A 26,360-nucleotide genomic window follows, 5' to 3' on the forward strand; every position below is an offset into this window, starting at 1 on the left:
ACCGCGCCGTTCCCCGCGCCCCTGAAAAGGTCGTGTCCGAAATCCGCCAGCCGAGGGGAGGGGCGCGGATCACAATGAGGGGGTGATCGATGAAGAGACCAGGTACGAGGCCGTGCGCAGCCGGGACGCCCGCTTCGACGGGGAGTTCTTCTTCGCCGTCGAGACGACCGGGATCTACTGCCGGCCCAGCTGTCCCGCCGTCACCCCCAAGCGGCAGAACGTCCGCTTCTACACCACCGCGGCCGCCGCCCAGACGTCCGGCTTCCGCGCCTGTCGCCGCTGCAGGCCGGACGCCGTCCCCGGGTCCGCCGACTGGAACGTACGCGCCGACGTGGTGGGCCGCGCCATGCGCATGATCGGCGACGGCGTCGTCGACCGCGAGGGCGTGCCGGGGCTCGCCGGGCGCCTGGGCTACAGCGCCCGGCAGGTGCAGCGTCAGCTCACCGCCGAGCTGGGCGCGGGCCCCGTCGCCCTGGCGCGGGCGCAGCGCGCGCACACCGCCCGCGTGCTGCTGCAGACCACGGAGCTGCCGGTCACGGAGATCGCTTTCGCCGCCGGGTTCGCGAGCGTCCGGCAGTTCAACGACACCGTCAAGGCGGTGTACGCGCTGACGCCGACCGCGCTGCGCGCCGCCGCCCCCCGGCGCGGCGCGGCCCGGCCCACGCCCGCCGCCGGCATCCCGCTGCGCCTGGCCCACCGGGGCCCCTACCGTGCCGACGCCGTCTTCGACCTGCTCGCCGCCGAGGCGGTCACCGGGATCGAGGAGGTCGCAGGGGAACGGGGCGCCCGCACCTACCGGCGTACGCTCCGGCTGCCGTACGGCACAGGCATCGTGGCCGTCGAGGAGGCGCACAACGACGTCACCACGGGGACCGGCGGCGGGTCGAGCACCGAGGCCGTGCACCGCGGCGGCTGGCTCGACGCCCGGCTGCACCTGACCGATCTGCGCGACCTCACCACGGCCGTGCAGCGGCTGCGCCGCCTCTTCGACCTCGACGCCGATCCGTACGCCGTGGACGAGCGGCTCGGCGCCGACCCCCGCCTCGCCCCGCTCGTCGCCGCCCGGCCGGGGCTCAGGTCGCCCGGCGCCGCCGACCCGGACGAGTTCGCGGTGCGTGCGCTGGTGGGGCGGGCGGGCGCCGAGCGCCTCGTCCAGCGGTACGGCAAGGTGCTCGACGCCGCGTGCGGGCGGCTCAGCCACGTCTTTCCCGCCCCGGCCGACCTCGCGGCCGAGCCCGGCACGCTCGGCGCCCTCGCCGCGGCGCTCGCCGACGGCTCCCTGCGCCTGGACGCGGGCGCGGACCGCGACGACGCGGAGGCGGGGCTTCTCGCCCTGCCCGGCATGGAGGCGCGGACCGCGGCGCTCATCCGGATGCGGGCCCTCGGCGATCCCGACGTGGACCTGCCGGGGGAGCCGGAACCCGCCGTCGACGCCTGGCGCCCGTGGCGCTCGTACGCCCTGCGCCATCTGGCAGAGGACGACAGGTGAGTGGCACAGGACGACCGGTGAGTGGCACAGGGCGACAGGTGAGCCCGGCCGCACCTCAGCCCCAGGTGAGCCCGGCCTCACCTCAGCCCCAGATGAGCGCCCCGAGCCACGCCCCCACGATCAGCAGGCACGCGAACAGCTCGGTCAGCACACTGCTCCCGCCCATCCGCAGGGCCGTCCGCGTCGCGGCCGCCGCCTCGCCGTGCCGCCCGAGCCGCAGCCGCTCACCCGCGTAGATCCCGCCGATGAAGCCGGGGATCGCCCCGATCACCGGCACCACGCAGAAGCCGAGCAGCGCCCCGGCCCCGGCGAAGACCGCCATCCGGGGCGTCGCGCCGCTCTCCCGCAGCCGTCGGGGCGGCAGCTGCCAGCGCACCGCCTGCGCCGCGAGCAGCACCACGGTCGCGCCGACGAGGATGCCCCAGGCGAGGCCGTTCGGCTCGTACAGTGTCCACCACAGGACCGCGGCCCACACCAGCCACGACCCCGGTACGCCGGGCACCAGCACTCCGCACAGGCCGAGCAGCATCACCACGCCGACCAGCAGGAGTTCCCACGCTCCCATCCGTCAAGCGTGCCTGAGATTCCGCGAAACCGCAGGTCAGGTCGGGGCTGGCGAGGTGGCGGAAGAGGGCGTGGGTCAGTCCTGGGGCGGCCGGGAGCGCCGTGACACCCAGTCCCTCTCGTACGCGTGCCAGCCCAGCTGGAGCCGCGTCGTGACACCCGCCAGCTCCATCAGGCGCTTCACCCGGCGCTGCACCGTGCGCAGCCCCAGGTCGAGCTGTTTGGCGACGCTGGCGTCCGTCAGGCCCGCGAGGAGCAGGGAAAGGATCTCCAGGTCCGTGCCGTCGGGGCCCTCCGGGGCGTCCTCGACGAGCGTGCCGCCGTCCTCGCCGATGCGCAGCGGCAGCGCCTCGCGCCACACCGCCTCGAAGAGGCCCGTCAGCGATTCGAGCAGGCCGCTGGCGTGCACGACGAGCGCCGCGGGCTCCGCCGTGCGCGAGGTCAGCGGGACCATGGCGAGCGAGCCGTCGGCGATGACCAGCTTGGTCGGGACGCGGTCCACCACCCGTACCTGCTCGTCCCTGCCGAGCGCCGTCGACAGCTCGACGAGGCCGGTCGGCAGGTCGAGGACCGTGCGCTCGACCACCACGCGGTAGCGCACGCCGCGGCCCGTGGCCTGCTCCTCCGCGCTGTTCTCCGTGCCGGTGATCGCGACGGGGCTGCCGGTCACCAGGGCGCACACCTCGACGGCCGCGCCCAGCTGCAGCTGGAGAAAGCGCTGGGAGACCGCGGCCGCCCCGGTGACCACCTCGACCAGATCGTGGACGGCGGGCTCCGCGGCCTGCGCGCGGTACTCCTCGGCGAGCAGGGTGGCCGCCAGCTCGGCCTTCTCCAGTTCGTGCCGCTGCTGGGTGAGGAGCGCGCCGAGCGCGACGCCGGGCGGCGCCGCCACCCAGCGGCCCGCCCTGCCGGACGCCTGCGCGGCCAGGCCGTGCCGCTCCAGGCGGCGCAGCGTCCGCTCGGTCTCCGGCTCGCCGAGCGCGAGCCTGCGCGCGAGATCCGCGACGTCGGCGGCGCCCACCGACACCAACGCCCGGTACGCCGACTCGTGCGTCTCGTCCAGACCGATCGCTGCCAGCATGCGGCGACGTCCCTCCCCACGGCTCCGTTGCGACGGCGCCGTGGCGGGAAACAGCCACGGCGTAAACCCGCCCGGGGACATCATCCCCGCACCACCCGTCTCTCTGCCAAGGTGACGCCACCGCAGCACCAACCGCGGCCGCTTATGCGGCCTTTGGGCCGAATCGGCCTGCGGTTCCGCATGCCCGTCAACCCTGGGGAGAGCGATGCGCCCGATATCGCGTACGGCTTTGGGGGCGGCGTCCGCCGCCGTCCTGGCCGTCACCGCGGCCGTCCCGTCCGTGGCCGAGCCACGACCGTCGGCGGAGCGGCCGCCGCTGACGGGGAGCGCCGCGCGGGACGGCGGCAGCTCCGTCGTCACCCTCGTCACCGGCGACCGGATCCTGGTGACGTCCGACGGCAGGGGCGGGGCGGGGGCGGCCGCACTGCCCGGCGCGGAGGGCACCGTTCCGCTGATCCAGACGCGCCAGTCGGGCAAGGACCTGTACGTCTATCCCGAGGGCGCCGAGCACGCCATCGCCAGGGGTCTCGTCGACGAGGAACTCTTCAACGTCACCGGGCTCGTCCGCCAGGGCTACGACGACGCGCACGCCAAGAAGCTGCCGCTCATCGCCGTGTACGACAAGTCCGTCGACGTCGCCCGCACGCTGCCCGCCACTCCGCGCGGCGCCGAGCGCGGCCTCGTCCTCGAACCCGTCGGCGGTGTCGCCCTGAAGGCCGACAAGAAGAAGGCCGCCGCGTTCTGGACGGACGTCACGAGCCCCGCGTCCCGTGCGGCGGGCGACCTGAAGAAGCTCTGGCTCGACGCCAAGGTCGAGGCCACCCTCGACAAGTCGACCCGGCAGATCCACGCCCCCGAGGCCTGGGCCGCCGGTTACGACGGCAAGGGCACCAAGGTCGCCGTGCTCGACACCGGGGCGGACGCCGAACACCCCGACCTCAAGGGCCGCATCGGGGCGAGGAAGAACTTCACCGACTCCCCGGACGACGAGGACCGCCAGGGCCACGGCACCCACACCACCTCCACCGTCGGCGGCTCCGGTGCGGCGAGCGGCGGCAGGAAGAAGGGCGTCGCGCCCGGCGCCGAGCTGCTGCACGGCAAGGTACTCAACGACTCCGGGTCCGGGGCCACTTCCTGGATCATCGCGGGCATGCAGTGGGCCGTCGACCAGAAGGCCGACGTCGTCTCCATGAGCCTCGGCAACCCGGCGCGGACCGACTGCACCGACCCGATGAGCACGGCGGCCGAGGAACTGGCGCAGTCCGCGAAGGGCACTCTCTTCGTCATCGCGGCGGGCAACACGGGCCCGGCCCTCAACTCCGTATCCTCGCCCGGCTGCGCACCCGGCGTCCTGACCGTGGGCGCCGTCGACCGCGACGACACCACGGCCCCCTTCTCCAGCCGCGGCCCCGCGTACGGCTCGCACACGCTCAAGCCGGAGATCGCCGCGCCCGGCGTCGGCATCTCCGCCGCGGCGGCCGGCGGGCGCGGCCCCTACGCGTACCAGTCCATGAGCGGTACGTCGATGGCGACCCCGCACGTCGCGGGCGCCGCCGCCCTCGTCAAGCAGCGCCACCCCGACTGGACCGCGCAGCGGATCAAGGCGGCCCTCGTGTCGTCCGCCGACAGCCGGATCCCCGGCGACGCGCGCGAGACCGGCGGCGGACGGCTCGACGCCAAGGCCGCGATCGACCAGCAGGTGCTCGGCTCGCCCGCGGTGCGGGGCGGCAGCTTCGGCTGGCCGCAGAACTCCTCGGACCGCACCGCGGTCGACGTGCCCTACACCAACACCACTGACAGAGAAGTGAAGTTGAAGCTCGCGGTGGCGGGCGTCACCGGCAACGACGGGTCCGCCGTGGGCCCTGACATCGCGCGGCTCGGCAAGCGCTCCGTGACCGTCCCCGCAGGGGCCACCGTCAAGGTGCCGCTGAAGCTCACGCCCGACGCGGACCTCAAGCGCGCCCAGTACGGCGACGTCACGGGGCGCGTCCTCGCCACGGTGGACGGCGGCACCCGCGTCTCCACCCCCTTCTCCCTCTACGTCCAGCCGGAGACCGTCAGCCTCCGCGTGAAGCTGGTCGACCGGAACGGCAAGCCCGCCGACGGGCCCTCGTCGGTGGACCTCATCGGCACGGACACGGCGAGCGGCGAGCGCCGCTTCAACGAGGGTGCCAACGACCAGACGTACCAAGTGCGCCCCGGTGCCTACTTCTTGACGAGCTTCATCGCGACCGGCGACAAGTCGGGCGGCGCCCTGACGGACTCCCTCACGCACATCGCCCGCCCCCAGGTCGAGGTCACGAAGGACACGACGGTCACGCTCGACGCCCGCAAGGCGCACCGCATCGCCGTCCGGACCGACAAGGCGTCCGAAGTCCGCGGCGCCACCCTCGCCTTCGCCCGGTCCTGGGGCAAGGACCACTGGCTGCACGCGGGCACCGCGGCGGGCACCCGCACGATCCGCGGCTACTACCGGTCCGTCGAGGGCATGCCGTCCGAAGGCACCTTCGAGTCGGGCAGCTACTGGCGCGCGGAGGCTCCCCAGATCTCCGAACTCGCCGTCGTGGGCGGCAAGTCGCTGCACCCCGTGACGGCCTCGACCGGCTCCGCCAACCTGGACGGAACCGGCCGGGCGGTCCTCGTCGACGCCGGGTCCGGCACGCCGGACGAGCTCGCCACCGCCGGGGTCAAGGGCAGGATCGCCCTCGTCGAGGTCCCGGACAGCGGCCAGGCGGCCACCGTGGCGGCCGACGCGAAGAAGGCGGGCGCGCTCGCCGTCATCGCTCACCGCGCGGCTCCCGGCCGCTGGTACCCGTCGGCCGGTTTCACCGGCTCCCCGCTGCCGGTCCTCGGCATCCCCACAGCCGAGGCGGCGGACCTGCTGGCCCAACTCCACGTGGGTCAGGTCCAGTTGAAATGGAAGGCGACGGCCAAGAGCCCCTACGTCTACAACCTGGCGTTCCCCGAGAAGGGCCAGATCCGCGACGACCGCACCTACCGGGTGCGGGACGAGGACCTCGCCGCGAACCGGTCGACGTACCGGGCGATGGGGGAGACCACGGACTATGTGGACCTGCCCTCCGCCGCCCGGCCCGGCGGACTGGAGATCTACTTCGGCGACCTCGCGTCCGTGCCGGCCCCCGGCAAGCGCACCGAGTACTACTCGGCGGGCACGACCGGCTGGGGCCACCAGGTCTCCAGCAGCTTCCCGTACGGCGAGTTCATGATCGACCCGGTGCGTACGTACAAGAAGGGCGAGCGGCGCGACGAGACCTGGTACGACGGGGTCCTCGTGCCCGGCACCCCGCGCGACGCGGCGGGCGATCCGGTGCTCGCGGGGGAGCGGCAGGGCAACCTGATCGGAGTCGCGCCCGGCTTCTGGGCCGACGCCGAACACGCGGGAATCCAGGGCGGCTTCGGCGACATCGGCTCCGTGCGGCTCAAGCGGGACGGTGAGGTCGTGGGCGAGTCGGGCTGGCCGTCCGGGGTCTTCACGGTCCCGGCCGAGGACTCCGCGTACGAACTCACCCTCACCACGCAGAAGATCGGCTCGCGGGTCTGGCACCGGTCGACGGGGACGGAAACCACCTGGTTGTTCCGCTCGCACCTCGACGAGGAGGTGTACTCGCAGGGCATCCCGATGCTCTTCCCGACCTACCGCCTCCCGGAGGACGGCCGCAAAACCCTGCCCGCGAAGGACGGACTGCGGATTGAACTCGGCGCGACGGGGCACGCGGGCTACGAGCCGGGAGCGCTCGCAGAAGCGAAGCTGTCGTACTCCTACGACGAGGGCCAGACGTGGCAGGCGGCCACCACCGCCGAACACGACGGCACGTGGCGCGCGACCGTGAACCACACGGGCGCGGCCGGCCGACAGGTCTGGCTCAGGTCCCGGCTGACGGATGCCCACGGCAACTCCGTCACACAGACCGTGGCCCGCGCCTACGACGTGCGCTAGCCACACCGGCCCCGCCGGGCGGTCCTCCTGTGGGGGGTGGGCCCGCCCGGCGGTCTCCCTCGTCCCCCGGCGGCCGGAAATTTTCCGGATGCACCGTTTTCGTACGGCCTCAGCGGTGGAAAATAGGGGCATGAGCCAGCAGGGGGACAGGCCCACCGGCCGCGACGACGACTGGTGGGGACAGCTGTACGACGACTCCGCGCCGGACACGGGTCCCGCGCCCGCGCCGGACACCCTCGACGACAGGTTCGCCTCGGCGGCGGACGCACTGCAGGAAGGGTTCCCCGCGCAGCGCGCCCCGGGGCGGGGTGACTCCGCGTCACGCGACGCGGTGCAAGGTGACCCGGCGTCATACGAGCCCGGACCGGACGCCCCCGCGCAGCGCGACCCCGCGCCACGCGCCCCCGAACCAAGGCCGCCCACCACCGCGCCGCCCACCGCCGCGCCTCCCTCCACCCCACCCCGCCCCCCAGGCCCCGCCGCCGGACCCTTCGTGACTCCCGACGAAGCGCCCCCGGAGCGCCCGGCGCCGCGCCGGCAGCCCCAGTCGGGCGCCCCGCCCGAGCCACCCGAGCCACCCGACCCGCCCGAGCCACCTGGTCCGCCCGACCAGCCCGATCCGCCCCAGCCACTCGCCCCACCCCGGCGGCCGCCCGCGCAGAACGGCCGGGCTTCCCGCCAGGCCCCGGACCACAAGCGCGCCGACCCCGCAGGCCCGCCCACCTTCGTCGCCCCCGCCCCCTGGGCCCCGCCCCCCGCCGCCCCCAGCGGGCCCGTGACCTTCCCGGCCGGTGGGCCGGGGAAGGGCAGCGCGTACTCGACGCCGTCCACGGAGGCGCCGCGCGGGGACGAGTCCGCGTCGTACGGGCCCGACGACGCTGCCCGGCGCCGTGGTCCTGACGGCGGGCCCGGAGCGTCGGGAGAGCGGCGCGAGGAGACGGTGCCGCCCGGTGGGACCCTCGCCTACGTGGGGGACGGGCCGCCCACCTACGAGGCCGAGCCCACCGTGCTGCCCGCCGCCGACCCGGACGACCTCGGGGATCTCGTCGCCGACACCGTGCTCGACGGCGCGCGGTACGGGACCAGCACGCTGCGCGCCGCTTCCGTGCGCGGGGACTCCGCCCGGTACCGCGGCGAGCCGCGCCGGGATTCCCTGCTCACCGCCCGTTTCGGCAGCGGCGAGGACTCCCTGGTGCTCGTCGCCATGGCCACCGGCGCCCGCGCGACCCCGGGAGCGCACCGCGCCGCCGCCGAGGCCTGCGCGTGGATCGGCCGGGCCGTGGGCCGCAGCCACCGGCGCCTCGCCGAGGACATCAGGGCCGCCCGGCGCGGCGACCTGAAGTCCGGCCTGCACCGGCTCACCGACCGCAGCCTCGGCAAGCTCCGCGCCCGCGCCGTCGACCTGGGCCTGGAGCCGGAGGAGTACGCGGCGTCCCTGCGCTGCCTCCTCCTGCCGGCCGACCCCCGATGCCGGACCCGGGTCTTCTTCGGCGTCGGCACAGGCGGCCTCTTCCGGCTGCGTGGCGGCGAGTGGCAGGACATCGAGCCCCGCGTCGCCGATGCCACGGGCGACGCCGTCGTCGGCTTCGGATCGCTGCCCGCGCAGAGTCCCGAGGGCGACCACCTCACCATGGACCTCGGCATCACCACCCCGCCGAGCCCCTACGAACCGGCCCCCGAGCCGCCCCGGGAGCCCTTCCGCTTCCGGGCCTCGGTCGCCCGCCCGGGTGACGCGCTCGTGCTGTGCAGCGGCGGCCTCGCCGAACCGCTGCGCGGCGAGCCCGAGCTGGCCGAACACCTCACCCGCAGATGGGAGAAGAGCGGCCCGCCGGGGCTCGCCGCCTTCCTGGCCGACGTCCAGGTCAGGGTCAAGGGGTACGCCGACGACCGGACGGCCGCCGCGGTCTGGGAGGCATGAGTGCCGCACCTGTGACTTCATGGACCCGAGGCACGACCGAGCCGGAGCACGAGTGAAGACCGGGTCCACGGGTCACACGGGGTGAGCCACGGTTCACCAGCGTCGAGAGGTGCGTACAGCATGGCCAAGCAGAACGTCGCCGAGCAGTTCGTCGACATCCTCGTCCGCGCGGGCGTCAAGCGCCTGTACGGAGTCGTCGGCGACAGTCTCAACCCGGTCGTCGACGCCATCCGCCGCACCAAGGAGATCGACTGGGTCCAGGTGCGGCACGAGGAGACCGCCGCCTTCGCGGCCGGTGCCGAGGCCCAGATCACCGGACGCCTGGCCGCCTGCGCGGGCTCCTGCGGCCCCGGCAACCTCCACCTGATCAACGGCCTGTACGACGCGCACCGCTCGATGGCCCCGGTCCTCGCCCTCGCCGCGCAGATCCCGTCGAGCGAGATCGGCCTCGGGTACTTCCAGGAGACCCATCCGGACCAGCTGTTCCGCGAGTGCAGTCACTACAGCGAGATGATCTCGACGCCGAAGCAGATGCCGAGGCTGCTGCATACCGCCATCCAGAACGCTGTCGGCCGCAGTGGCGTCAGCGTCGTGTCGCTGCCCGGCGACGTCGCGGGCGAACCCGCTCCGGAGAAGGCCGCCGAGACCGCGCTGGTCACCTCCCGCCCCTCCGTGCGCCCCGGCGACACGGAGATCGAGCAGCTCGCGGCGATGATCGACGAGGCGCGGAAGGTCACCCTCTTCTGCGGCAGCGGCACGGCGGGCGCGCACGCCGAGGTGATGGAGTTCGCCGAGAAGATCAAGTCCCCGGTGGGCCACGCCCTGCGCGGCAAGGAGTGGATCCAGTACGACAACCCGTACGACGTGGGCATGAGCGGGCTGCTCGGCTACGGCGCGGCCTACGAGGCCACCCACGAGTGCGATCTGCTGATCCTGCTCGGCACGGACTTCCCGTACAACGCCTTCCTGCCCGACGACGTCAAGATCGCCCAGGTCGACGTGCGGCCCGAGAACCTCGGCCGCCGCTCGAAGCTGGACCTCGCCGTCTGGGGCGACGTGCGCGAGACGCTGCGCTGTCTGACCCCGCGCGTCTCGCCGAAGTCGAACCGCAAGTTCCTCGACAAGATGCTGAAGAAGCACGCGGACGCTCTTGAGGGGGTGGTGAAGGCGTACACCCGCAAGGTCGACAAGCACGTCCCGATCCACCCCGAGTACGTCGCCTCCGTCCTCGACGACCTCGCCGCCGACGACGCGGTCTTCACCGTCGACACGGGCATGTGCAACGTCTGGGCGGCCCGCTATCTCTCCCCCAACGGCAAGCGCCGCATCATCGGCTCCTTCAGCCACGGCTCGATGGCGAACGCCCTGCCGCAGGCGATCGGCGCCCAGTTCACCGACCGGAAGCGGCAGGTCGTCTCGATGTCGGGCGACGGCGGCTTCTCGATGCTGATGGGCGACTTCCTCACCCTCGTCCAGCACGACCTGCCGGTGAAGGTGGTCCTGTTCAACAACTCATCCCTTGGGATGGTGGAGTTGGAGATGCTGGTGGCCGGGCTGCCGAACTATGGCACGGCCAACCACAACCCGGACTTCGCCGCCGTCGCCCGCGCCGCGGGTGCCTACGGCATCCGCGTGGAGAAGCCCAAGCAGCTCGCGGGCGCCCTCAAGGACGCCTTCGCGCACAAGGGCCCCGCCCTCGTCGACATCGTGACCGACCCGAACGCCCTCTCCATCCCGCCCAAAATCAGCTCGGACATGGTGACCGGTTTCGCCCTCTCCGCCAGCAAGATCGTCCTTGACGGCGGGGTGGGCCGGATGGTGCAGATGGCCCGCTCGAACCTGCGGAACGTGCCGAGGCCGTGACACCGGCCCCGGCCCCGGCGCCCGCTCAGGTCAGGCGGGCCGCAGCCGCAGCGTGACGATCTGGAACGGCCGCAGCGCGAGGCTCAGGCCCGCCTCATCCGTCTCCGCCTCGTGCAGCGGCCGTTCAAGGAGGTCGGTCACCTCGGCCCGGGCCACCGGGAACGACGCGGCGAGCACGACCGCCGCCCGCCCGCCCCGCGACTCGTAGAGACGTACGACGACATCGCCGCTGCGGTCGTCGGCGAGCTTCACCGACTCGACGGTGACCGCCGGGTGGTCGACGCTCACCAGCGACGGCAGGACGGGCGCGTCGGCCACCCGCAGCGGCAGATTGACCGCGAGCCCCTGCGCCACCGCGTCGCCGGTGTCCGCCCCCGGCAGCAGCGCGTACGTGAAGCGGTGCGTGCCCTGGTCGGTCTCCGGGTCCGGGCTGTGCGGGGCCCGCAGCAGGGTGAGGCGCACGGTGGTGCCGAGCGCGTCCCCGTGCTCCTCGCGCGTCACGTCGTGGCCGTACGTCGAGTCGTTGAGCACGGCGACTCCGTACCCTTCCTCGGCCACCCGAAGCCAGCGGTGCGCGCAGATCTCGTAACGCGCCGCGTCCCAGCCGGTGTTGGCGTGCGTGGGCCGGTGCACATGCCCGAACTGGATCTCGGCGGCGGACCGTTCGGCGTGCACGTCGAGGGGGAACGCGGCCTTGAGGACCTTCTCCGACTCGCGCCAGTCGACGTCCGTGACGACGTCCAGGCGCCGGCTGCCCGCCGCGAGCCGGATCTCCTGGGTGATCCGTGAGTCCCCGAAGGACCGCACCACACGCACCGCGACCCGCAGCGGCCCGTCCTCGACGAGCTCGACGGACTCGGCGTCCGTGAGGTCGGTGTGCCGGCGCCGGTAGTGCTTGTCGAGGTCCCAGGCGTCGTAGTGGGTGGGGTGGTCGGGGTGCAGCTGGAGGAGGTTGCCGGGGGCGGCGAGGACCTCGCGGCCCGCGTCCAGGTCCTTGACCGAGGTGAGCAGCCCGGCGGCGTCGACGGTGACGCTCAGGTGCTCGTTGGTCAGGAGGATCGTGTCGCCGGTCGTGTGCGCGAGCGCCCCGGGGCCCGCGTCCCGCGCGGCGTCCAGGCTCCGCGTGCCGAGGGCGGGGACGTCGACGCGCACCAGCGTGCCGTCGCCCGGGTCGACGACCTCGTCGCGCGGGTACGGCGAGGCGTTCAGGGCCGCGGGCCCGCCCGCCCCGAGCGACCGCACGGCCGCCGCCGTGATCTCGTCGAGCTCGGCGAGGACCCGCTCGTAGGTGTCGCGCGCCTCCCGGTGCACCCAGGCGATCGACGAGCCCGGCAGGATGTCGTGGAACTGGTGCAGAAGCACCGTCTTCCACAGCCGGTCCAGGGTGTCGTACGGATACACGTACGCGGGATCGCGCACCGCGGCCGCCGTGCACCACAACTCTGCCTCGCGCAGGGCGTGTTCACTGCGCCGGTTGCCGCGCTTGGTCGCCGCCTGCGTGGTGTAGGTGGCACGGTGCAGCTCCAGGTACAGCTCGCCCGACCAGACCGGCGCCTGCCCGCCGTACTCCTCCTCGGCCGCGGCGAAGAACGCCGACGGCTTCTCGATCTCGACGCGCGGCGATCCCTCCAGGGAGCGCAGCCGCCGGGCCCGCTCCATCATCTCGCGGGTGGGGCCGCCCCCGCCGTCGCCCCAGCCGAACGGCACCAGGGAGCGCGATGCGCGCCCCTTGTCCGCGAAGTTCCGCTCGGCGTGGGCGAGTTCGGCGCCGTGGAACTGCGAGTTGTAGGTGTCGACGGGCGGGAAGTGGGTGAAGACCCGGGTGCCGTCGATGCCCTCCCACCAGAAGGTGTGGTGCGGCATCTTGTTGGACTGGTTCCAGCTCAGCTTCTGCGTGAGGAACCAGCGGATGCCCGCGAGCTTCGCCAGTTGCGGGAACGCGGCGGTGTAGCCGAAGGAGTCCGGCAGCCAGATCTCCTCCGTCTCGACGCCGAACTCCTCCCGGAAGAACCGCCTGCCGTGCGTGATCTGCCGGGCGAGCGCTTCGCCGCCCGGCATGTTGGCGTCCGACTCGACCCACATCGAGCCCACCGGCGCCCAGTTCCCGTCCGCCACGGCCTTCTTGACGCGTTCCCAGATGTGCGGCTGGTGCTCCTTCACCCAGGCGTACTGCTGGGCCTGCGAGCAGGCGAAGACCAGCTCCGGGTACTCCTCGGCCAGTGCCGTCACATTGGCAAAGGTCCGCGAAGCCTTCCGCACCGTCTCGCGCAGCGGCCACAGCCACGCCGAGTCGATGTGCGCGTGACCGGCCGCCGACACCCGGTGCGCGCTGGCGTGCGCGGGACTGGCGAGGACGCCGGCGAGCCCGGCGCGGGCCGCGGCCGCCGTGCCCGGCACGTCGTGCAGATCGAGTGCGTCGAGCATGTCCTCCAGAGCGCGCAGGATCTCGTGGCGACGCGGACGTTCGGGGTCCAGTTCGCGCATCAGCTCGGAAAGCACCTCGATGTCCAAGGTCAACTGCCATACGTCCTCGTCCAGTACGGCGAGATCGGCAGACGCGAATCGGTACATCGGGCTATTGCCTGCGGTCAGTACGTCGCCGAGCGGTGTCGGCACGAAGTCGTGCAGAACGACAGGATTGGCCGCCGCTTCCAGGAGTAGGTGCACCGACTCGCCGCCCCGGGCGGGGGAGTCCACCGGAATATGCCGATTGCGCGGGTGAACGCCCTTCAGGGGAACGCCCGACGCGTCGTACACCAGGCCCTCCGCCTGGAAGCCGGGACCGTCCCCGGTGAAGCCGGGATCGATCACCACTTCGACCCGCCGGCCGCGCCATTCCTCCGGCACCCGACCTTGAATGCGGAACCAGCTGGTGGACCAGGGGTTTCCCCACTGCGTGCCGGTCTCGAAGGGCTCGTACGCGGCTTCGATGGCCGTCGCGACCGGCACCGGCTCGCCCGGCGCGTGCCAGACGGAGAGGGACAGCGGCGTGCGCCGCGCGTACTGGGCGGGCTGGATGAACTGGCGCAGGGCCCGCTCCAGGCGGCCTTCCACCAGCAGTCGGTCGTCGTGCACTCGGGCTCCTCGGGGCTGAAGCGGCGGGGTCCACCGCTTCACTTCCCCCCGTACGCCGCGATGCACCCACCGCCATTGGTTGACGATTCGACAAGCGTGCCGCCACGGGCCCGGGGCATGCATCTCGTGAGGTTGTTCGAGCAGGGGGGCAGAGACATCGGTTTGTGGGCGGGGGTCATGACGAGGCAGTCACGTGGGGGCGGCCCCGGGGGAATCGGGGCCTCCTCGCCGAGAGAACAGGACGAGAGGACCGGCGGGGCGCCGGACGGACCGGACAGCGGACAGCTCACGCGCAGGCTGGGAAGAGCCGATCTGCGCGCGGTGTCCGAGGTCAGGAGGGCCCTGAGGGAACTCCTGAGGCACTGGGGGAAGCCGGGAAGATCCGAGACAGCCGAACTCCTCACCAGCGAACTGGTCACCAACGCGCTGGTGCACACCGATCACGAGGCGTACGTCACCGCGACCCTGGGCCCGCGCGGCCTGCGTGTCGAGGTGCGGGACTTCGTGGGGGTCCGCCCCGAGCCGCGGGTACCGAACGCCGACGACGGTACGAACGGACGGGGCCTGATCCTCGTGCAGTCCCTCGCCGACGCGTGGGGCGTGCGGGCGCACGGGGTGGGCAAGGTGGTGTGGTTCGAACTGGACGGCGGCGGCACGGCGTGAGCCGTACCGCCGCCGGACCGGCCGGACCGGGTGCGGTCAGCCGAACTGCTGTTCCAGATCCTTCAGCTTCTGCTCCAGCGAATCGAGCCGGGGCAGGGCCTGGGTGTCGTCCTCCGCCGTCAGGTCGACGGTGACGGGGGCGACGGGGTCGGAGCCGTCAGGGCCGTTCCTGACGGCCTGGAGGGAGGGACGGGAGCGTACCGGCAGCTGTTCCTGCGCCGATATGGCAGGGTCCGCGCCGACCTGCGCGGACCCCGCGGCCTGCGAGACGGCCTGCACCTCCACCTGACGGCCGCCGCGGCCCTGCCAGTTCCGTTGGCCTCGGCTGAGCGCCTTGAGCTGCGCACGCTCCAGCTTCTCCTGGTCGCGCCTGCGCAGCCGTGCGCTCTCCTTCTCGCGGCGGTCCTCCCGCACTTCCTCGACGGCCTCGTCCAGGGTGCGTACGCCTTCGAGGAGCATCAGCGACCAGGCCGCGAAGGTCTCGCGGGGCGCGCGCAGCCACCGCACGATGCGGATCTGCGGCAGCGGCCGCGGCACCAGGCCCTGCTCGCGCAGCGCCGCCCGGCGGGTCTGCTTCAGCGCGCGGTCGAAGAGCACCGCCGCCGAGAGCGACATCCCGGCGAAGAAGTGCGGAGCGCCCGCGTGGCTCAGCCCCCGTGGCGCGTGCACCCAGTTGAACCAGGCGGCCGCGCCCGCGAACGTCCACACGAGCAGCCGTGAACCGAGCGCCGCGTCGCCGTGGCTCGCCTCGCGCACGGCGAGGACTGAGCAGAACATCGCCGCGCCGTCGAGGCCGAACGGGACCAGGTACTCCCAGCCCCCGGAGAGGCTGAGGTTCTGCTGCCCGAAGCCGACCAGGCCGTGGAACGAGAGCGCGGCCGCGACGGCGGCGCAGCAGAACAGGAGCACGTAGGAGGCGGTTCCGTAGATGGCTTCCTTGCGCCTGCGGCGTTCCTCGGTGCGCTCCCACGAGTCGTCGCCCGCGCTCCCTTTCGCCGCCTTGCCGTGGCCTCGCCTGCCGCGCGCGAGCACCGCCACCGCCACCAGCATGCCCAGGAGCAGGACGCCGCCGGGAAGCAGCCAGTCCAGCGATATGTCGGTCAGTCTCATCTGGGGGTCCCTTGCGTTGCGGTAGGGCGTATCGGGCGCCATATTTACCCAACCCCGATGGCAGGCAGGGGGTTTCGGGGCAAGAGAACGCCAAGGGGGGTGCATGGAAGCACACACGGCGTACTTTTGCTCGAACTCGTGGCGGGGGACCAGGCGTTGAGTTCGATTAAACGAGCGCGAAAGGGGGCTTGCCCGCCCCGGCGGTGGCGCTCGGCCCGTCGACGCGGGCTCTCAGCCGGTCGAGGCGGCCGCGCTCAGCCGTGCGACGCGCTCCGCGTCGCAGGTGCGCGGGCAGGTGACGCAGGTGTCGTCGGGGCGCAACGTGTAGAACATGCAGCAGCTCGCCCGGTCGCGGGTCGGCAGTGCCTCCCCGTCGGGACCGGTCAGCTCCCGGAAGCCGGCCGTGCCGACGTACGGCTTGGTGGCGCCGGGGAGCAGGCGCTCCAGCTCGGTCACCGCGCGCCGCTCCTCGCCGAAGAGGTGGGCGACGTACCACAGGCCCTCGACGATCTCGTCGGTGGCGAGGCTCCACAGGGCGCGCGAGCGGCGCCGCATCCGGGGGCCGAAGGTGTCGAGGAGCGGCCCGAGGTGCTCGGCGACCGCGGCCCGCACCTCCCCGCGCAGCGCTTCCTCGTCCGGTACGACACGGGCGCCGGGCAGGGTGGCGGCGGGGTCGCCGGGGAGACAGGCGAAACTCCGCGCGCGCACGGCCATCCGGCCGAGGGTGCGGTGGAAGGAGACGTCGGCGACCGGGAAGCGGGGGACGCGGTGGTGCAGGAACCAGGGGACCGTGATGAGCAGGGTGGCCGGCCAGGCGTAGCGGTGCAGCCCGAAGCTGGCCACCACGTCCGGCCGCGCCCGGGTGCCGTAGTCCTTCAGGACCTGCGCGTCGTCCCAGGCGAGGAACGCGTCGAGGTCGGCCCCGCCCTCCGCGAGCCGGGCGGCGGTGACCCAGCCGCCGCCCTGGGGGGGCCGTTCCGCGTGAGCGAGCTCGGTGATGTGCAGTCCGGAGTACACCTCGGCGAGGCGGGCGTACGAGTCCGCTACGGCACTGCGGGCGCCCAGGGCGGGTGCGGACAGGGTGGGTACGGACATGCGGGGGACCACCGAATCGCGATCGATAGCAGGTTAGCCTTACCTTACCCGACGTGATCGAGGTTTCAACTCCGGTCCTGTCCGCCTATGGTGCCTCTCGTACCTTTCGGAGCAGTCAGAAGCGGGGCGGAACGTCGTGGAGCAGACCGGAGCACGCGAGGGGGGTCCCCTGGCCGGGGAGCCGCGCGTCCGGGTGCCGGAACAGGCGGGGGCCGAGACGCGCGGGCCCGCCGCGAACCGGAGCGAACACACGGTCGCCGTCCCCGGGCCCCGCCGCACGGTCCGGCGCAGCTCCGTGCGCGGGCAGATCCTCGCCGCGCTGCGCGCCGCCCTCGTCGGCGGCGAGCTCGCACCCGGCGAGGTGTACTCGGCGCCCGCCCTCGGCGAGCGCTTCGGCGTCTCCGCGACACCCGTCCGCGAGGCCATGCAGCAGCTGGCCGTCGAGGGCGCGGTGGAGGTCGTCCCCAACCGCGGGTTCCGGATCACCGAGCGCAGCACGCGGGAGCTCGCGGAGCTGGCCGAGGTGCGGGCGCTGATCGAGGTACCCGTGATGCTGCGGCTCGCCCGCACGGTGCCCGCCGCGCGCTGGGCCGAACTGCGGCCGCTGGCCGAGGCGACCGCGACCGCGGCGGCGGGCGGCGACCTCGCGCGCTACGCCGAGTCGGACCGCGCCTTCCACGGCGCGCTGCTCTCCCTGTCGGGCAACCAGCAGCTGGTGCAGGTCGCGGAGGACCTGCACCGGCGCTCGCAGTGGCCCCTGGCGAGCGGCCCCGTCGCGGGCCGCAGGGCCGACCTGGTGGCGGACGCGGCCGAGCACATGGCCCTCCTCGAAGCGCTCACCGTCCAGGACCTGGGCGTGGTCTCGTCGCTGGTCAAGGAGCACTTCACGGGGGCCGGGGGCTGACCCCGGACCCCGGCGGGGCCCGGCGGCCGTGAGCTACACCGCGGCGGCCGGCGGCTGCAGATGCTGGGCGAGCCAGGACGGTACGCCGCCCAGGAGGCGGAACAGGCGGGTGGCCTCGGCGCGCAGCCGGGTGGCCTCGGGCTCCGGCTCCGCGTCCGCGAGGGCGGCGAGCGCGGGGGCCGTGCCGACCAGGTAGCCGAGCTCCTCGCGGATGCGCAGGGACTCCGTGAAACCGTGCCGCGCCTCCGCCAACTCCCCGTCGCGCAGGGCAAGTCCGGCCAGATGGCGCCAGGTGAAGGAGAGCAGCAGGGGGTCGGAGTGCGCCGTGGCGCCCGCGTGCGCCCTGCGGTACGCGGCCTTCGCGGACTGCGGCGAGTGGGCGATGTGCTCCGCGATCAGGCCTCTGCGGAAGTCGAGCAGTGGCCGTCCCGGGGCGTTCGGGGGGAGCAGCGCGGCCGCCCTGCCGAGCGCCGTACGCGCCTCGTCGGCCCGGTCGCGTACGCCCAGGACCGTTGACGCGTAAGCCAGTTGACCTCGTTCGCAGGCCGCGGCGCCCCGGTCGCCGTCGTCCTCGGCGAGCGCCTCCGCGGTCCGCAGACCGTCCTCGGCCTCGCCCCAGCCCTCCCCGGTGAACAGGCACCGCTCGACGAGGAGCGCCGTCCTCTGGAGTGCCGCGGCCGCCCCGGCCCGCGAGGCGAGCAGCGCTGCCGCGTCGGTCCAGCAGCCGCGCGAGCGCAGCCGCCATACCGCGGTCTGGAGTGGATCGTCCCCTGCAGTCGTTCCGGTACCAGACATGGCGGTATGCGCCACGTTGCCCTCCCCGAGCACCCCATTGAGCTGTTGAGTCGTGGGCGAATCTCAGCATGGATCGCGGCACCGGGCCAAGAGGCTGGGTGAAAGAATTCACAAAGGGCGGGCAGGGAACGGGGCCCGGGCGGCCGGCGCCCCGCGGCCGCCGGCCGGCTCCGTACCCCGATGACCTCAGCTCATCCGCAGCGCGAGGAAGAAGTCGAGCTTGTCCTCCAGGCGCGAGAGGTCACGGCCCGTCAACTGCTCGATGCGGCCCACCCGGTAGCGCAACGTGTTGACGTGGAGGTGCAGGCGCGCGGCGCAGCGCGTCCACGATCCGTCGCAGTCGAGGAAGGCCTCCAGGGTCGGGATGAGCTCGGCGCGGTGGCGCGAGTCGTACTCGCGCAGCGGGTCCAGGAGCCGCGCGGTGAACGCCCTGCGCACGTCGTCCGGGACGAACGGCAGCAGCAGCACGTGCGAGGCCAGCTCCTGGTGCCCGGCCGCGCAGACCCGGCCGGGGCGCGCCGCGGCGACCCGGCGCGCGTGCCGCGCCTCCTCCAGGGCGCCGCGCAGCCCCTCCGCCGAGTGCACGGACGCGCTGACGCCCAGGGTGAGGCGGCCGTCGCCGTCGAGGCCCGCCGACAGCGGGTCGTGGACGGATGCCAGGAGCGAGTCCGCGATCAGGCCCGTCTCCTGCCCGTCGTGCTCGCCGGAGACGGCGGGCAGCGGGACGAGCGCGATGGCCTCGTCGCCGGTGTGCGCGACCGCGATCCGGTCGGACGGCTCGGGCCCGGCCGACGCCGGGTCCACGAGGATCTCCTCCAGGAGCGACTGGGCGACCGGACCGCTGTCGATCTCCCCGCCCTCCCACTCCACACGGGCCACCACGACCTGCCAGTGCGGGGCCGTGCCGAGGCCCGGCAGGAGCACCGGGGCGGCGACGCGCAGCCGCGCCGCGATCTCCGCGGGCGCCGCGCCCGTCTGCACCAGCTCCAGGACCTCCTGGGCCAGGCGGCGGCGCACCGTGCGGGCCGCGTCGCGCCGGTCGCGCTCGACCGCGATCAGCTGCGTCACGCCCTGCAGCAGGTCGAGCCGCTCCTCGGGCCAGTCGCCCGCGTCGGCCTCCACGGCGAGCACCCAGTCGGAGAGCACCGACTCGCGCACGTCGCGCGAGGCGCCGGCCGTGCCGCGCCCACTGGTCCGAATGGGGAACAGCGAGTACGTGAGCGAGTCCACCGTGACGCGGTGCGGTCCGCGCCGGCCCGTCCGGACGGCCGCCAGGTGCTCGCCGGCCAGCCGCGCGCAGAGCGGCCCGGGCAGGGCGGTGCCCGCGGGGCCGGATCCGGCGATCACGCGCCCCGCGGGCGAGAGCACCCAGGCCCGCAGGTCCAGGTCGGTGCCGAGCAGGTCGAGGACGACGTCGGGGCCGCCGCCCGCGGGGCCCGAGGTCATCAGGCGGCGGTGCCGGTCGACGACGGCCGCGAGGTCCCCGGCGCGCTCGCCGGAGACCTGGCGCACCACGTGCTCGGTGATGGTCGCGAAGGCCACGGATTCGTTGACCGCGAAGAGCGGCAGGCGGTGCCGGGCGCAGGCGTCGACGATGTCGTCGGGGATGTCCCCGAGCTCGGCCTCACCGGCGGCGAGGGCCGCGACCCCCGCGCTCGCGAGGATGCGGACGAAGGGTTCGGTGTCCGAGGCGTCACGGCGCCAGGCGAGGCCGGTGAGGACCAGCTCGCCCCCGGCCAGATAGCGGCTGGGGTCCCGCAGGTCCGTGGTCATCACACCGCGCACGGTGCGGTCCAGCTCGTCCTCGCCGCCGAGCAGCCGCAGGCCCAGCGCGTCGGTGTCCAGGAGTGCGCGCAGCCGCATGGTGTCGTCGCCGCCGATCTGTCTCGAATGGTGTGTACAAACATGTGCGCTCTGTAGCGCCGGGGCCCGCTGTCGCAGGGGGGCCGCGGTTTCCGGGGGGAACCCGCGAGGTTCCTGGGGCCCGTTCTTCATACGAATCTACAAGACGCGCGGCTTGGCCAGCCAACTCCTTCATGGTTTCGGTGACTGACCCCATCGGACGAGCGAGCGGTGTACTTGCCCCACTCCGCGTTAACAGCACATGAACGAGCAGTCGAGGGACCAACGGCCCGAGTGGCCTAAACGGAATCCTCTGATTCGGAAATCTCGGGTCCCTCGAAGCGAACGACCCTCGACACGAATGAAGAAGAGAGCCTCATGGACTTCCTTCGCCCCGCCAGCTGGGAGGAGGCGCTCGCCGCCAAGGCCGAGCACCCCACGGCTGTGCCGATTGCGGGTGGCACCGACGTGATGGTCGAGATCAACTTCGACCACCGTCGTCCCGAGTACCTGCTCGACCTCAACCGCATCGTCGAACTGCGCGAGTGGGAGGTGGGCGAGGAGACGGTCCAGCTGGGCGCCTCCGTCCCGTACACGCAGATCATGGAGGAGCTCCGCACGGAGCTCCCCGGCCTCGCGCTCGCCTCGCACACGGTCGCTTCCCCGCAGATCCGCAACCGCGGCGGCGTCGGCGGCAACCTGGGCACCGCGTCCCCCGCGGGCGACGCCCACCCGGCCCTGCTCGCCGCCGACTGCGAGGTCGAGGTGGAGTCCGTGCGGGGCTCCCGCCTGATCCCGATCGACGACTTCTACACCGGCGTGAAGCGGAACGCGCTCGCCGCGGACGAGCTCATCAAGTCCGTCCACATCAAGAAGGCGGATGGCCCGCAGCAGTACTCGAAGGTCGGCACCCGCAACGCGATGGTCATCGCCGTGTGCGCCTTCGGCATCGCGCTGCACCCCGGAACCCGCACCGTGCGGACCGGCATCGGCTCCGCCGCTCCCACCCCCGTTCGGGCGAAAGCGGCCGAGGACTTCCTGAACGCGGCCCTCGAAGAGGGCGGTTTCTGGGAGAGCAAGAAGATCATCACCCCCTCGATCGCCAAGCAGTTCGCGGAGCTCGCCTCCGGTGCCGCCAACCCGATCGACGATGTGCGCGGCACGGCGAGCTACCGCCGGCACGCCGTCGGGATCATGGCCCGCCGCACGCTCGGCTGGACCTGGGAGTCGTACCGCGGCAACAGCCGCAGCACTGAGGGAGTCGCATAATGCGCGTGAACTTCACGGTCAACGGCCGTCAGCAGGAAGCCGACGACGTGTGGGAGGGCGAGTCCCTGCTGTACGTGCTGCGCGAGCGCATGGGGCTCCCGGGCTCCAAGAACGCCTGCGAGCAGGGCGAGTGCGGTTCCTGCACCGTCCGTCTCGACGGCGTGCCGGTCTGTTCGTGTCTGGTCGCGGCCGGTCAGGTGGAGGGCCGTGAGGTCACCACCGTCGAGGGCCTCGCCGATTACGCCAGGCATCGCGAGGACGCCCACCCGGGCGGCGGCTGCGCCTCCGGCGCGTGCGGCACCTCGGTCCAGGACGCCCAGCAGTGGCAGGCCAACCCGGAGAAGGGCGCCACCGACTCGCAGACCGGTGAGGGCGGCGGCGTTTTCCCGCGTGCGACGCTCTCTCCGATCCAGCAGGCGTTCATCGACGCCGGCGCCGTCCAGTGCGGCTTCTGCACCCCCGGCCTGCTCGTCGCGGCCGACGAGATGCTGGAGCGCAACCCGCAGCCGTCGGATGCCGACATCCGCGAGGCGCTCTCCGGCAACCTCTGCCGCTGCACCGGTTACGAGAAGATCCTTGACGCGGTCCGCCTCGCGGCCGCGCGCCAGTCCGAAGGGGTCTGACGCCATGGGAACCACAGGTACACCCACCAAGATCACGCAGGGTTCCAAGACCAAGGGCGGCATCGGCGAGTCGACGCTGCGCCCCGACGGCACCCTGAAGGTGACCGGCGAGTTCGCGTACTCCTCGGACATGTGGCACGAGGACATGCTGTGGGGTCACACCCTGCGCTCGACCGTCGCGCACGCCGAGATCGTCTCCATCGACATCTCGGAAGCGCTCGCGCAGTCCGGCGTCTACGCCGTCCTGACCTACGACGACCTGCCGGCCGCGATGAAGAACTACGGCCTGGAGATCCAGGACACCCCGGTCCTCGCGCACAAGAAGGTCCGCCACCACGGTGAGCCGGTGGCCCTGGTCGCCGCCGACCACCCGGAGACCGCGCGCCGCGCAGCCGCCAAGATCAAGATCGAGTACAAGGAGCTGCCCCTCATCACCGATGAGGCCTCGGCGACCGCTCCCGACGCCGTACTCGTGCACGAGGGCCGCGACGACCACCACATCGGTCACGTCCCGCACCCCAACATCGTGCACCGCCAGCCGATCGTCCGCGGCAACGCCGAAGAGGCCGCCAAGAAGGCCGACTTCATCGTCAAGGGCGAGTACACCTTCGGCATGCAGGACCAGGCCTTCCTCGGTCCCGAGTCCGGTCTCGCGGTGCCCTGCGAGGACGGCGGCGTCGAGCTCTACGTCGCCACCCAGTGGCTGCACTCCGACCTCGGCCAGATCGCCCCCGTCCTCGGCCTGCCCGAGGAGAAGGTGCGCATGACGCTCTCCGGCGTCGGCGGCGCGTTCGGCGGCCGCGAGGACATCTCGATGCAGATCCACGCCTGCCTCCTGGCGCTGCGCACCGGCAAGCCGGTCAAGATCGTCTACAACCGGTTCGAGTCCTTCTTCGGCCACGTGCACCGCCACCCGGCGAAGCTCTACTACGAGCACGGCGCCACCAAGGACGGCAAGCTCACGCACATGAAGTGCAAGATCGTCCTGGACGGCGGCGCCTACGCGTCGGCCTCCCCGGCGGTCGTGGGCAACGCCTCGTCCCTGTCGGTCGGCCCGTACGTGATCGACGACGTCGACATCGAGGCCATCGCCCTCTACTCCAACAACCCGCCCTGCGGCGCGATGCGCGGCTTCGGCGCCGTCCAGGCCTGCTTCGCCTACGAGGCCCAGATGGACAAGCTCGCCGACAAGGTGGGCATGGACCGGGTCGAGTTCCGGCGGCTCAACGCCATGGAGCAGGGCACGCTCCTGCCGACCGGACAGCGGGTCGACTCGCCGGCCCCGGTCGCCGAGATCCTGCGCCGCGTCAAGGCCCGCCCGCTGCCGCCCGAGCGCCAGTGGGAGTCCAGCGAGGGCGCCGACGTGCGCCAGCTGCCGGGCGGCCTGTCCAACACCACGCACGGCGAGGGCGTCGTCCGCGGTGTGGGTTACGCGGTCGGCATCAAGAACGTCGGCTTCTCCGAGGGCTTCGACGACTACTCCACCGCCAAGGTGCGCATGGAGGTCATCAACGGCGAGCCCGTGGCGACCGTGCACACGGCGATGGCCGAGGTCGGCCAGGGCGGCGTCACCGTCCACGCGCAGATCGCGCGGACCGAGCTGGGCGTCACGCAGGTGACGATCCACCCCGCCGACACCCAGGTGGGCAGCGCCGGTTCCACGTCCGCGTCGCGCCAGACGTACGTCACCGGCGGCGCCGTCAAGAACTCCTGCGAGCTCGTCCGCGAGAAGGTCCTGGAGATCGGCCGCCGCAAGTTCGGCACCTACCACCCGGCCTGGGCCACCGCCGAACTCCTTCTCGAAGGCGGCAAGGTCGTCACCGACGGCGGCGAGGTCCTCGGCGACCTGGTCGACGTCCTGGAGGGCGAGACCGTCGAGATCGAGGCCGAGTGGCGCCACCGCCCCACCGAGGCCTTCGACCTGCGCACCGGCCAGGGCAACGGCCACGTCCAGTACTCCTTCGCCGCGCACCGCGCGGTCGTGGAGGTCGACACCGAGCTCGGCCTGGTCAAGGTCATCGAACTGGCCTGCGCCCAGGACGTCGGCAAGGCGCTCAACCCGCTGTCCGTGATCGGCCAGATCCAGGGTGGCACCACCCAGGGCCTGGGCGTCGCGGTCATGGAGGAGATCATCGTCGACCCGAAGACCGCGAAGGTCAGGAACCCCTCCTTCACGGACTACCTGATCCCCACCATCCTCGACACGCCGACCATCCCCGTCGACGTGCTCGAACTCGCCGACGAGCACGCCCCGTACGGGCTCCGCGGCATCGGTGAGGCCCCGACCCTGTCGTCCACCCCGGCGGTCCTCGCGGCCATCAGGAACGCGACGGGCCTGGAGCTCAACAAGACGCCGGTACGCCCTGAGCACCTGACCGGTACGTAACCCCACCGGGTGGACCGCGAGCCGTCCACCCCCGAAGCCCTCCGCGCGGTGCGGGCCACCGAGGAACGTCACACTTCCGCCGCCCGCACCGCCCGGAGCCCAGCTCCCCCTCCCCACGAGGGAGCGTCGTTCGTCTCGGGCCGTCCCCCGGGTCGTGCAGCCAACGCACCATCCCAAATCCCGTGAACTCAGCGGGTGCCCCTGTGAACCTTGGGAGTAGGCACCATGACCCAGTCGTCAGTGGAGCCCAAGACCACCGCAGAGGACGCGGGCCCCGGCTCACGCGTCCCGGCCGGCAGGTCTTGGCTCGATCGGTACTTTCACATATCCCTCCGGGGATCGACGGTCGCGCGTGAGGTGCGCGGCGGCATCACCACCTTCATGGCGATGGCGTACATCGTCCTGCTGAACCCCGTCCTGCTGTCCGGAAAGGACGCGGCCGGAGACACCATGGGCCAGAAGGCCCTGATCACCGCGACGGCGCTCGCCGCGGCGGTCACCACGCTCCTGATGGGGTTCATCGGCAAGGTGCCCCTGGCCCTGGCCGCCGGACTCTCCGTGTCCGGAGTGATCTCCTCGCAGGTCGCACCCGAGATGACCTGGCCGCAGGCCATGGGCATGTGCGTGATGTACGGCGCCGTGATCATGCTCCTGGTGGTCACCGGGCTGCGCGAGATGATCATGAACGCCATCCCGCTCGCCCTCAAGCACGGCATCACCATGGGCATCGGGCTCTTCATCGCCATCATCGGCCTGGTCAAGGGCGGCTTCGTGCACCCCGGCAAGGCCACCCCGCTCTCGCTCGGCCCCGCCGGCGAACTCTCCGGCTGGCCCGTGCTGCTCTTCGCCGGCACCCTGCTGCTGATCTTCATGCTGCAGGCGCGCAACACCCCGGGCGCGATCCTGATCGGCATCGTCACCGGCACCGTCGTGGCCGTCGCACTCAACGCGCTCGACGTCATCGACCCCAAGCAGTGGGCGAACGGCGCCCCCGAACTGCACGGCAGCGCGGTCTCGTCACCCGACTTCTCCCTCCTCGGCGACGTCGAGTTCGGCGGCTGGGGCGAGGTCGGCGCGATGACCGTCGGCATGATCGTCTTCACCCTGGTCCTGGCCGGCTTCTTCGACGCGATGGCCACCATCATCGGCGTCGGCACCGAGGCCAACCTCGCCGACGACAAGGGCCGCATGCCGGGCCTGTCCAAGGCGCTGTTCATCGACGGCGCCGGCGGTGCCATCGGCGGCGTGGCGGGCGGCTCCGGTCAGACCGTCTTCGTCGAGTCCGCGACCGGCGTCGGCGAAGGCGCCCGCACCGGCCTCTCCTCGGTCATCACCGGCCTGTTCTTCGCCGGCTGCCTCTTCTTCACGCCGGTCACCGCGATCGTGCCCCAGGAGGTCGCGTCCGCCGCGCTCGTCGTCATCGGAGCGATGATGATGATGAACGCCCGGCACGTCGACTGGGCCGACCGCGCCACCGCGATCCCGGTCTTCCTGACCGTCGTGCTCATGCCCTTCACGTACACCATCACCACCGGTGTCGCGGCGGGTGTCATCTCCTGGGTCGCCATCAAGACCGCCCAGGGCAAGGCCCGCGAGATCGGGGCCTTCATGTGGGGCCTGACGCTCGTCTTCATCATCTATTTCGCCCTCAACCCCATCGAGAGCTGGCTGGGCGTCCACTGAGGCGCCGGGCCCTCCGCACACCCGTAGAGCCTGAGGAGGCCG

Annotated in this window: 17 protein-coding genes; 10 read left to right on the forward strand and 7 right to left on the reverse strand. The window is 72.7% G+C overall.

The window, feature by feature from the left end:
- Nucleotides 1–85: 85 nt before the first annotated feature.
- The gene (locus ACFVYL_RS08780) at nucleotides 86–1,489 is read left to right on the forward strand and encodes a DNA-3-methyladenine glycosylase 2 family protein (RefSeq protein WP_389713967.1); all 1,404 of its coding nucleotides are present in this window, start codon (nucleotides 86–88) and stop codon (nucleotides 1,487–1,489) included.
- Nucleotides 1,490–1,571: 82 nt separating this feature from the next.
- Here the strand turns inward: ACFVYL_RS08780 and ACFVYL_RS08785 are convergent, their stop codons facing one another.
- Both ACFVYL_RS08785 and ACFVYL_RS08790 read right to left on the reverse strand, forming a co-directional pair.
- Entirely contained in the window at nucleotides 1,572–2,054 is a 483-nt protein-coding gene (locus tag ACFVYL_RS08785; protein WP_389713893.1) for a DUF456 domain-containing protein, read from the reverse strand.
- Nucleotides 2,055–2,129: 75 nt separating this feature from the next.
- Nucleotides 2,130–3,134, reverse strand: coding sequence for a helix-turn-helix domain-containing protein (locus ACFVYL_RS08790; protein WP_389713894.1), 1,005 nt, complete (start codon nucleotides 3,132–3,134; stop codon nucleotides 2,130–2,132).
- Nucleotides 3,135–3,339: 205 nt separating this feature from the next.
- Between ACFVYL_RS08790 and ACFVYL_RS08795 the strand changes: the two genes are divergently transcribed.
- From ACFVYL_RS08795 to ACFVYL_RS08805, 3 genes are all read left to right on the forward strand, one after another.
- Nucleotides 3,340–7,092, forward strand: coding sequence for a S8 family serine peptidase (locus ACFVYL_RS08795; RefSeq protein ID WP_389713895.1), 3,753 nt, complete (start codon nucleotides 3,340–3,342; stop codon nucleotides 7,090–7,092).
- Between the two features lie 130 nt (nucleotides 7,093–7,222).
- Nucleotides 7,223–9,010: a protein phosphatase 2C domain-containing protein gene (locus tag ACFVYL_RS08800; protein WP_389713896.1), complete on the forward strand. Its 1,788-nt coding sequence runs from the start codon at nucleotides 7,223–7,225 to the stop codon at nucleotides 9,008–9,010.
- Nucleotides 9,011–9,130: 120 nt separating this feature from the next.
- Entirely contained in the window at nucleotides 9,131–10,873 is a 1,743-nt protein-coding gene (locus ACFVYL_RS08805) for a pyruvate dehydrogenase (RefSeq protein ID WP_389713897.1), read from the forward strand.
- Nucleotides 10,874–10,903: 30 nt separating this feature from the next.
- Here the strand turns inward: ACFVYL_RS08805 and ACFVYL_RS08810 are convergent, their stop codons facing one another.
- The gene (locus ACFVYL_RS08810) at nucleotides 10,904–13,948 is read right to left on the reverse strand and encodes an alpha-mannosidase (RefSeq protein ID WP_389713898.1); all 3,045 of its coding nucleotides are present in this window, start codon (nucleotides 13,946–13,948) and stop codon (nucleotides 10,904–10,906) included.
- Nucleotides 13,949–14,125: 177 nt separating this feature from the next.
- On the opposite strand from ACFVYL_RS08810, the gene ACFVYL_RS08815 reads away from it, so the two are divergent.
- Complete coding sequence (locus ACFVYL_RS08815) at nucleotides 14,126–14,611, forward strand: ATP-binding protein (RefSeq protein WP_389713900.1); 486 nt, start codon at nucleotides 14,126–14,128, stop codon at nucleotides 14,609–14,611.
- 36 nt (nucleotides 14,612–14,647) lie between these two features.
- On the opposite strand, the gene ACFVYL_RS08820 is transcribed toward ACFVYL_RS08815, so the two are convergent.
- Together ACFVYL_RS08820 and ACFVYL_RS08825 are read right to left on the reverse strand one after the other, a co-directional pair.
- The gene (locus ACFVYL_RS08820; protein ID WP_389713902.1) at nucleotides 14,648–15,721 is read right to left on the reverse strand and encodes a DUF2637 domain-containing protein; all 1,074 of its coding nucleotides are present in this window, start codon (nucleotides 15,719–15,721) and stop codon (nucleotides 14,648–14,650) included.
- A gap of 231 nt (nucleotides 15,722–15,952) precedes the next feature.
- A complete protein-coding gene (locus ACFVYL_RS08825) occupies nucleotides 15,953–16,816 on the reverse strand; it encodes a (2Fe-2S)-binding protein (protein WP_389713903.1) in 864 nt (287 codons plus the stop codon).
- Between the two features lie 136 nt (nucleotides 16,817–16,952).
- Here ACFVYL_RS08825 and ACFVYL_RS08830 point away from each other — a divergent pair, with 136 nt between their 5' ends.
- Nucleotides 16,953–17,720, forward strand: a complete 768-nt coding sequence (locus ACFVYL_RS08830) for a GntR family transcriptional regulator (RefSeq protein WP_389713905.1) — start codon at nucleotides 16,953–16,955, stop codon at nucleotides 17,718–17,720.
- Nucleotides 17,721–17,753: 33 nt separating this feature from the next.
- Here the strand turns inward: ACFVYL_RS08830 and ACFVYL_RS08835 are convergent, their stop codons facing one another.
- Nucleotides 17,754–18,515, reverse strand: a complete 762-nt coding sequence (locus ACFVYL_RS08835; protein ID WP_389713907.1) for a hypothetical protein — start codon at nucleotides 18,513–18,515, stop codon at nucleotides 17,754–17,756.
- A gap of 186 nt (nucleotides 18,516–18,701) precedes the next feature.
- Nucleotides 18,702–20,378: a PucR family transcriptional regulator gene (locus tag ACFVYL_RS08840; protein WP_389713908.1), complete on the reverse strand. Its 1,677-nt coding sequence runs from the start codon at nucleotides 20,376–20,378 to the stop codon at nucleotides 18,702–18,704.
- 357 nt (nucleotides 20,379–20,735) lie between these two features.
- Here ACFVYL_RS08840 and ACFVYL_RS08845 point away from each other — a divergent pair, with 357 nt between their 5' ends.
- The 4 genes from ACFVYL_RS08845 (at nucleotide 20,736) to ACFVYL_RS08860 (ending at nucleotide 26,318) form a co-directional block, all read left to right on the forward strand.
- Nucleotides 20,736–21,626, forward strand: a complete 891-nt coding sequence (locus ACFVYL_RS08845) for an FAD binding domain-containing protein (protein WP_389713909.1) — start codon at nucleotides 20,736–20,738, stop codon at nucleotides 21,624–21,626.
- Nucleotides 21,626–22,249: a (2Fe-2S)-binding protein gene (locus tag ACFVYL_RS08850; protein WP_389713910.1), complete on the forward strand. Its 624-nt coding sequence runs from the start codon at nucleotides 21,626–21,628 to the stop codon at nucleotides 22,247–22,249. Before ACFVYL_RS08845 ends, ACFVYL_RS08850 begins: the two co-directional genes overlap by 1 nt.
- Before the next feature lie 4 nt (nucleotides 22,250–22,253).
- Entirely contained in the window at nucleotides 22,254–24,635 is a 2,382-nt protein-coding gene (locus ACFVYL_RS08855; RefSeq protein ID WP_389713912.1) for a xanthine dehydrogenase family protein molybdopterin-binding subunit, read from the forward strand.
- A 225-nt stretch (nucleotides 24,636–24,860) separates the two neighbouring features.
- On the forward strand, nucleotides 24,861–26,318 hold the full coding sequence (locus ACFVYL_RS08860; protein ID WP_389713913.1) for an NCS2 family permease: 1,458 nt from the start codon (nucleotides 24,861–24,863) through the stop codon (nucleotides 26,316–26,318).
- The last annotated feature ends 42 nt before the right edge of the window (nucleotides 26,319–26,360 follow it).

This window comes from Streptomyces sp. NPDC058308, assembly GCF_042880275.1.
In the GTDB taxonomy this organism is placed as follows: Bacteria; Actinomycetota; Actinomycetes; order Streptomycetales; family Streptomycetaceae; genus Streptomyces.

Bases quoted from the DNA above. Each gene is read 5' to 3' on its own strand.
- ACFVYL_RS08785 (WP_389713893.1), bottom strand. From the start codon at position 2,054: ATGGGAGCGTGGGAACTCCTGCTGGTCGGCGTGGTGATGCTGCTCGGC.
- ACFVYL_RS08790 (WP_389713894.1), bottom strand. From the start codon at position 3,134: ATGCTGGCAGCGATCGGTCTGGACGAGACGCACGAGTCGGCGTACCGG.
- ACFVYL_RS08795 (WP_389713895.1), top strand. From the start codon at position 3,340: ATGCGCCCGATATCGCGTACGGCTTTGGGGGCGGCGTCCGCCGCCGTC.
- ACFVYL_RS08800 (WP_389713896.1), top strand. From the start codon at position 7,223: ATGAGCCAGCAGGGGGACAGGCCCACCGGCCGCGACGACGACTGGTGG.
- ACFVYL_RS08805 (WP_389713897.1), top strand. From the start codon at position 9,131: ATGGCCAAGCAGAACGTCGCCGAGCAGTTCGTCGACATCCTCGTCCGC.
- ACFVYL_RS08815 (WP_389713900.1), top strand. From the start codon at position 14,126: ATGACGAGGCAGTCACGTGGGGGCGGCCCCGGGGGAATCGGGGCCTCC.
- ACFVYL_RS08820 (WP_389713902.1), bottom strand. From the start codon at position 15,721: ATGAGACTGACCGACATATCGCTGGACTGGCTGCTTCCCGGCGGCGTC.
- ACFVYL_RS08825 (WP_389713903.1), bottom strand. From the start codon at position 16,816: ATGTCCGTACCCACCCTGTCCGCACCCGCCCTGGGCGCCCGCAGTGCC.
- ACFVYL_RS08835 (WP_389713907.1), bottom strand. From the start codon at position 18,515: ATGTCTGGTACCGGAACGACTGCAGGGGACGATCCACTCCAGACCGCG.
- ACFVYL_RS08840 (WP_389713908.1), bottom strand. From the start codon at position 20,378: ATGCGGCTGCGCGCACTCCTGGACACCGACGCGCTGGGCCTGCGGCTG.
- ACFVYL_RS08845 (WP_389713909.1), top strand. From the start codon at position 20,736: ATGGACTTCCTTCGCCCCGCCAGCTGGGAGGAGGCGCTCGCCGCCAAG.
- ACFVYL_RS08850 (WP_389713910.1), top strand. From the start codon at position 21,626: ATGCGCGTGAACTTCACGGTCAACGGCCGTCAGCAGGAAGCCGACGAC.
- ACFVYL_RS08855 (WP_389713912.1), top strand. From the start codon at position 22,254: ATGGGAACCACAGGTACACCCACCAAGATCACGCAGGGTTCCAAGACC.
- ACFVYL_RS08860 (WP_389713913.1), top strand. From the start codon at position 24,861: ATGACCCAGTCGTCAGTGGAGCCCAAGACCACCGCAGAGGACGCGGGC.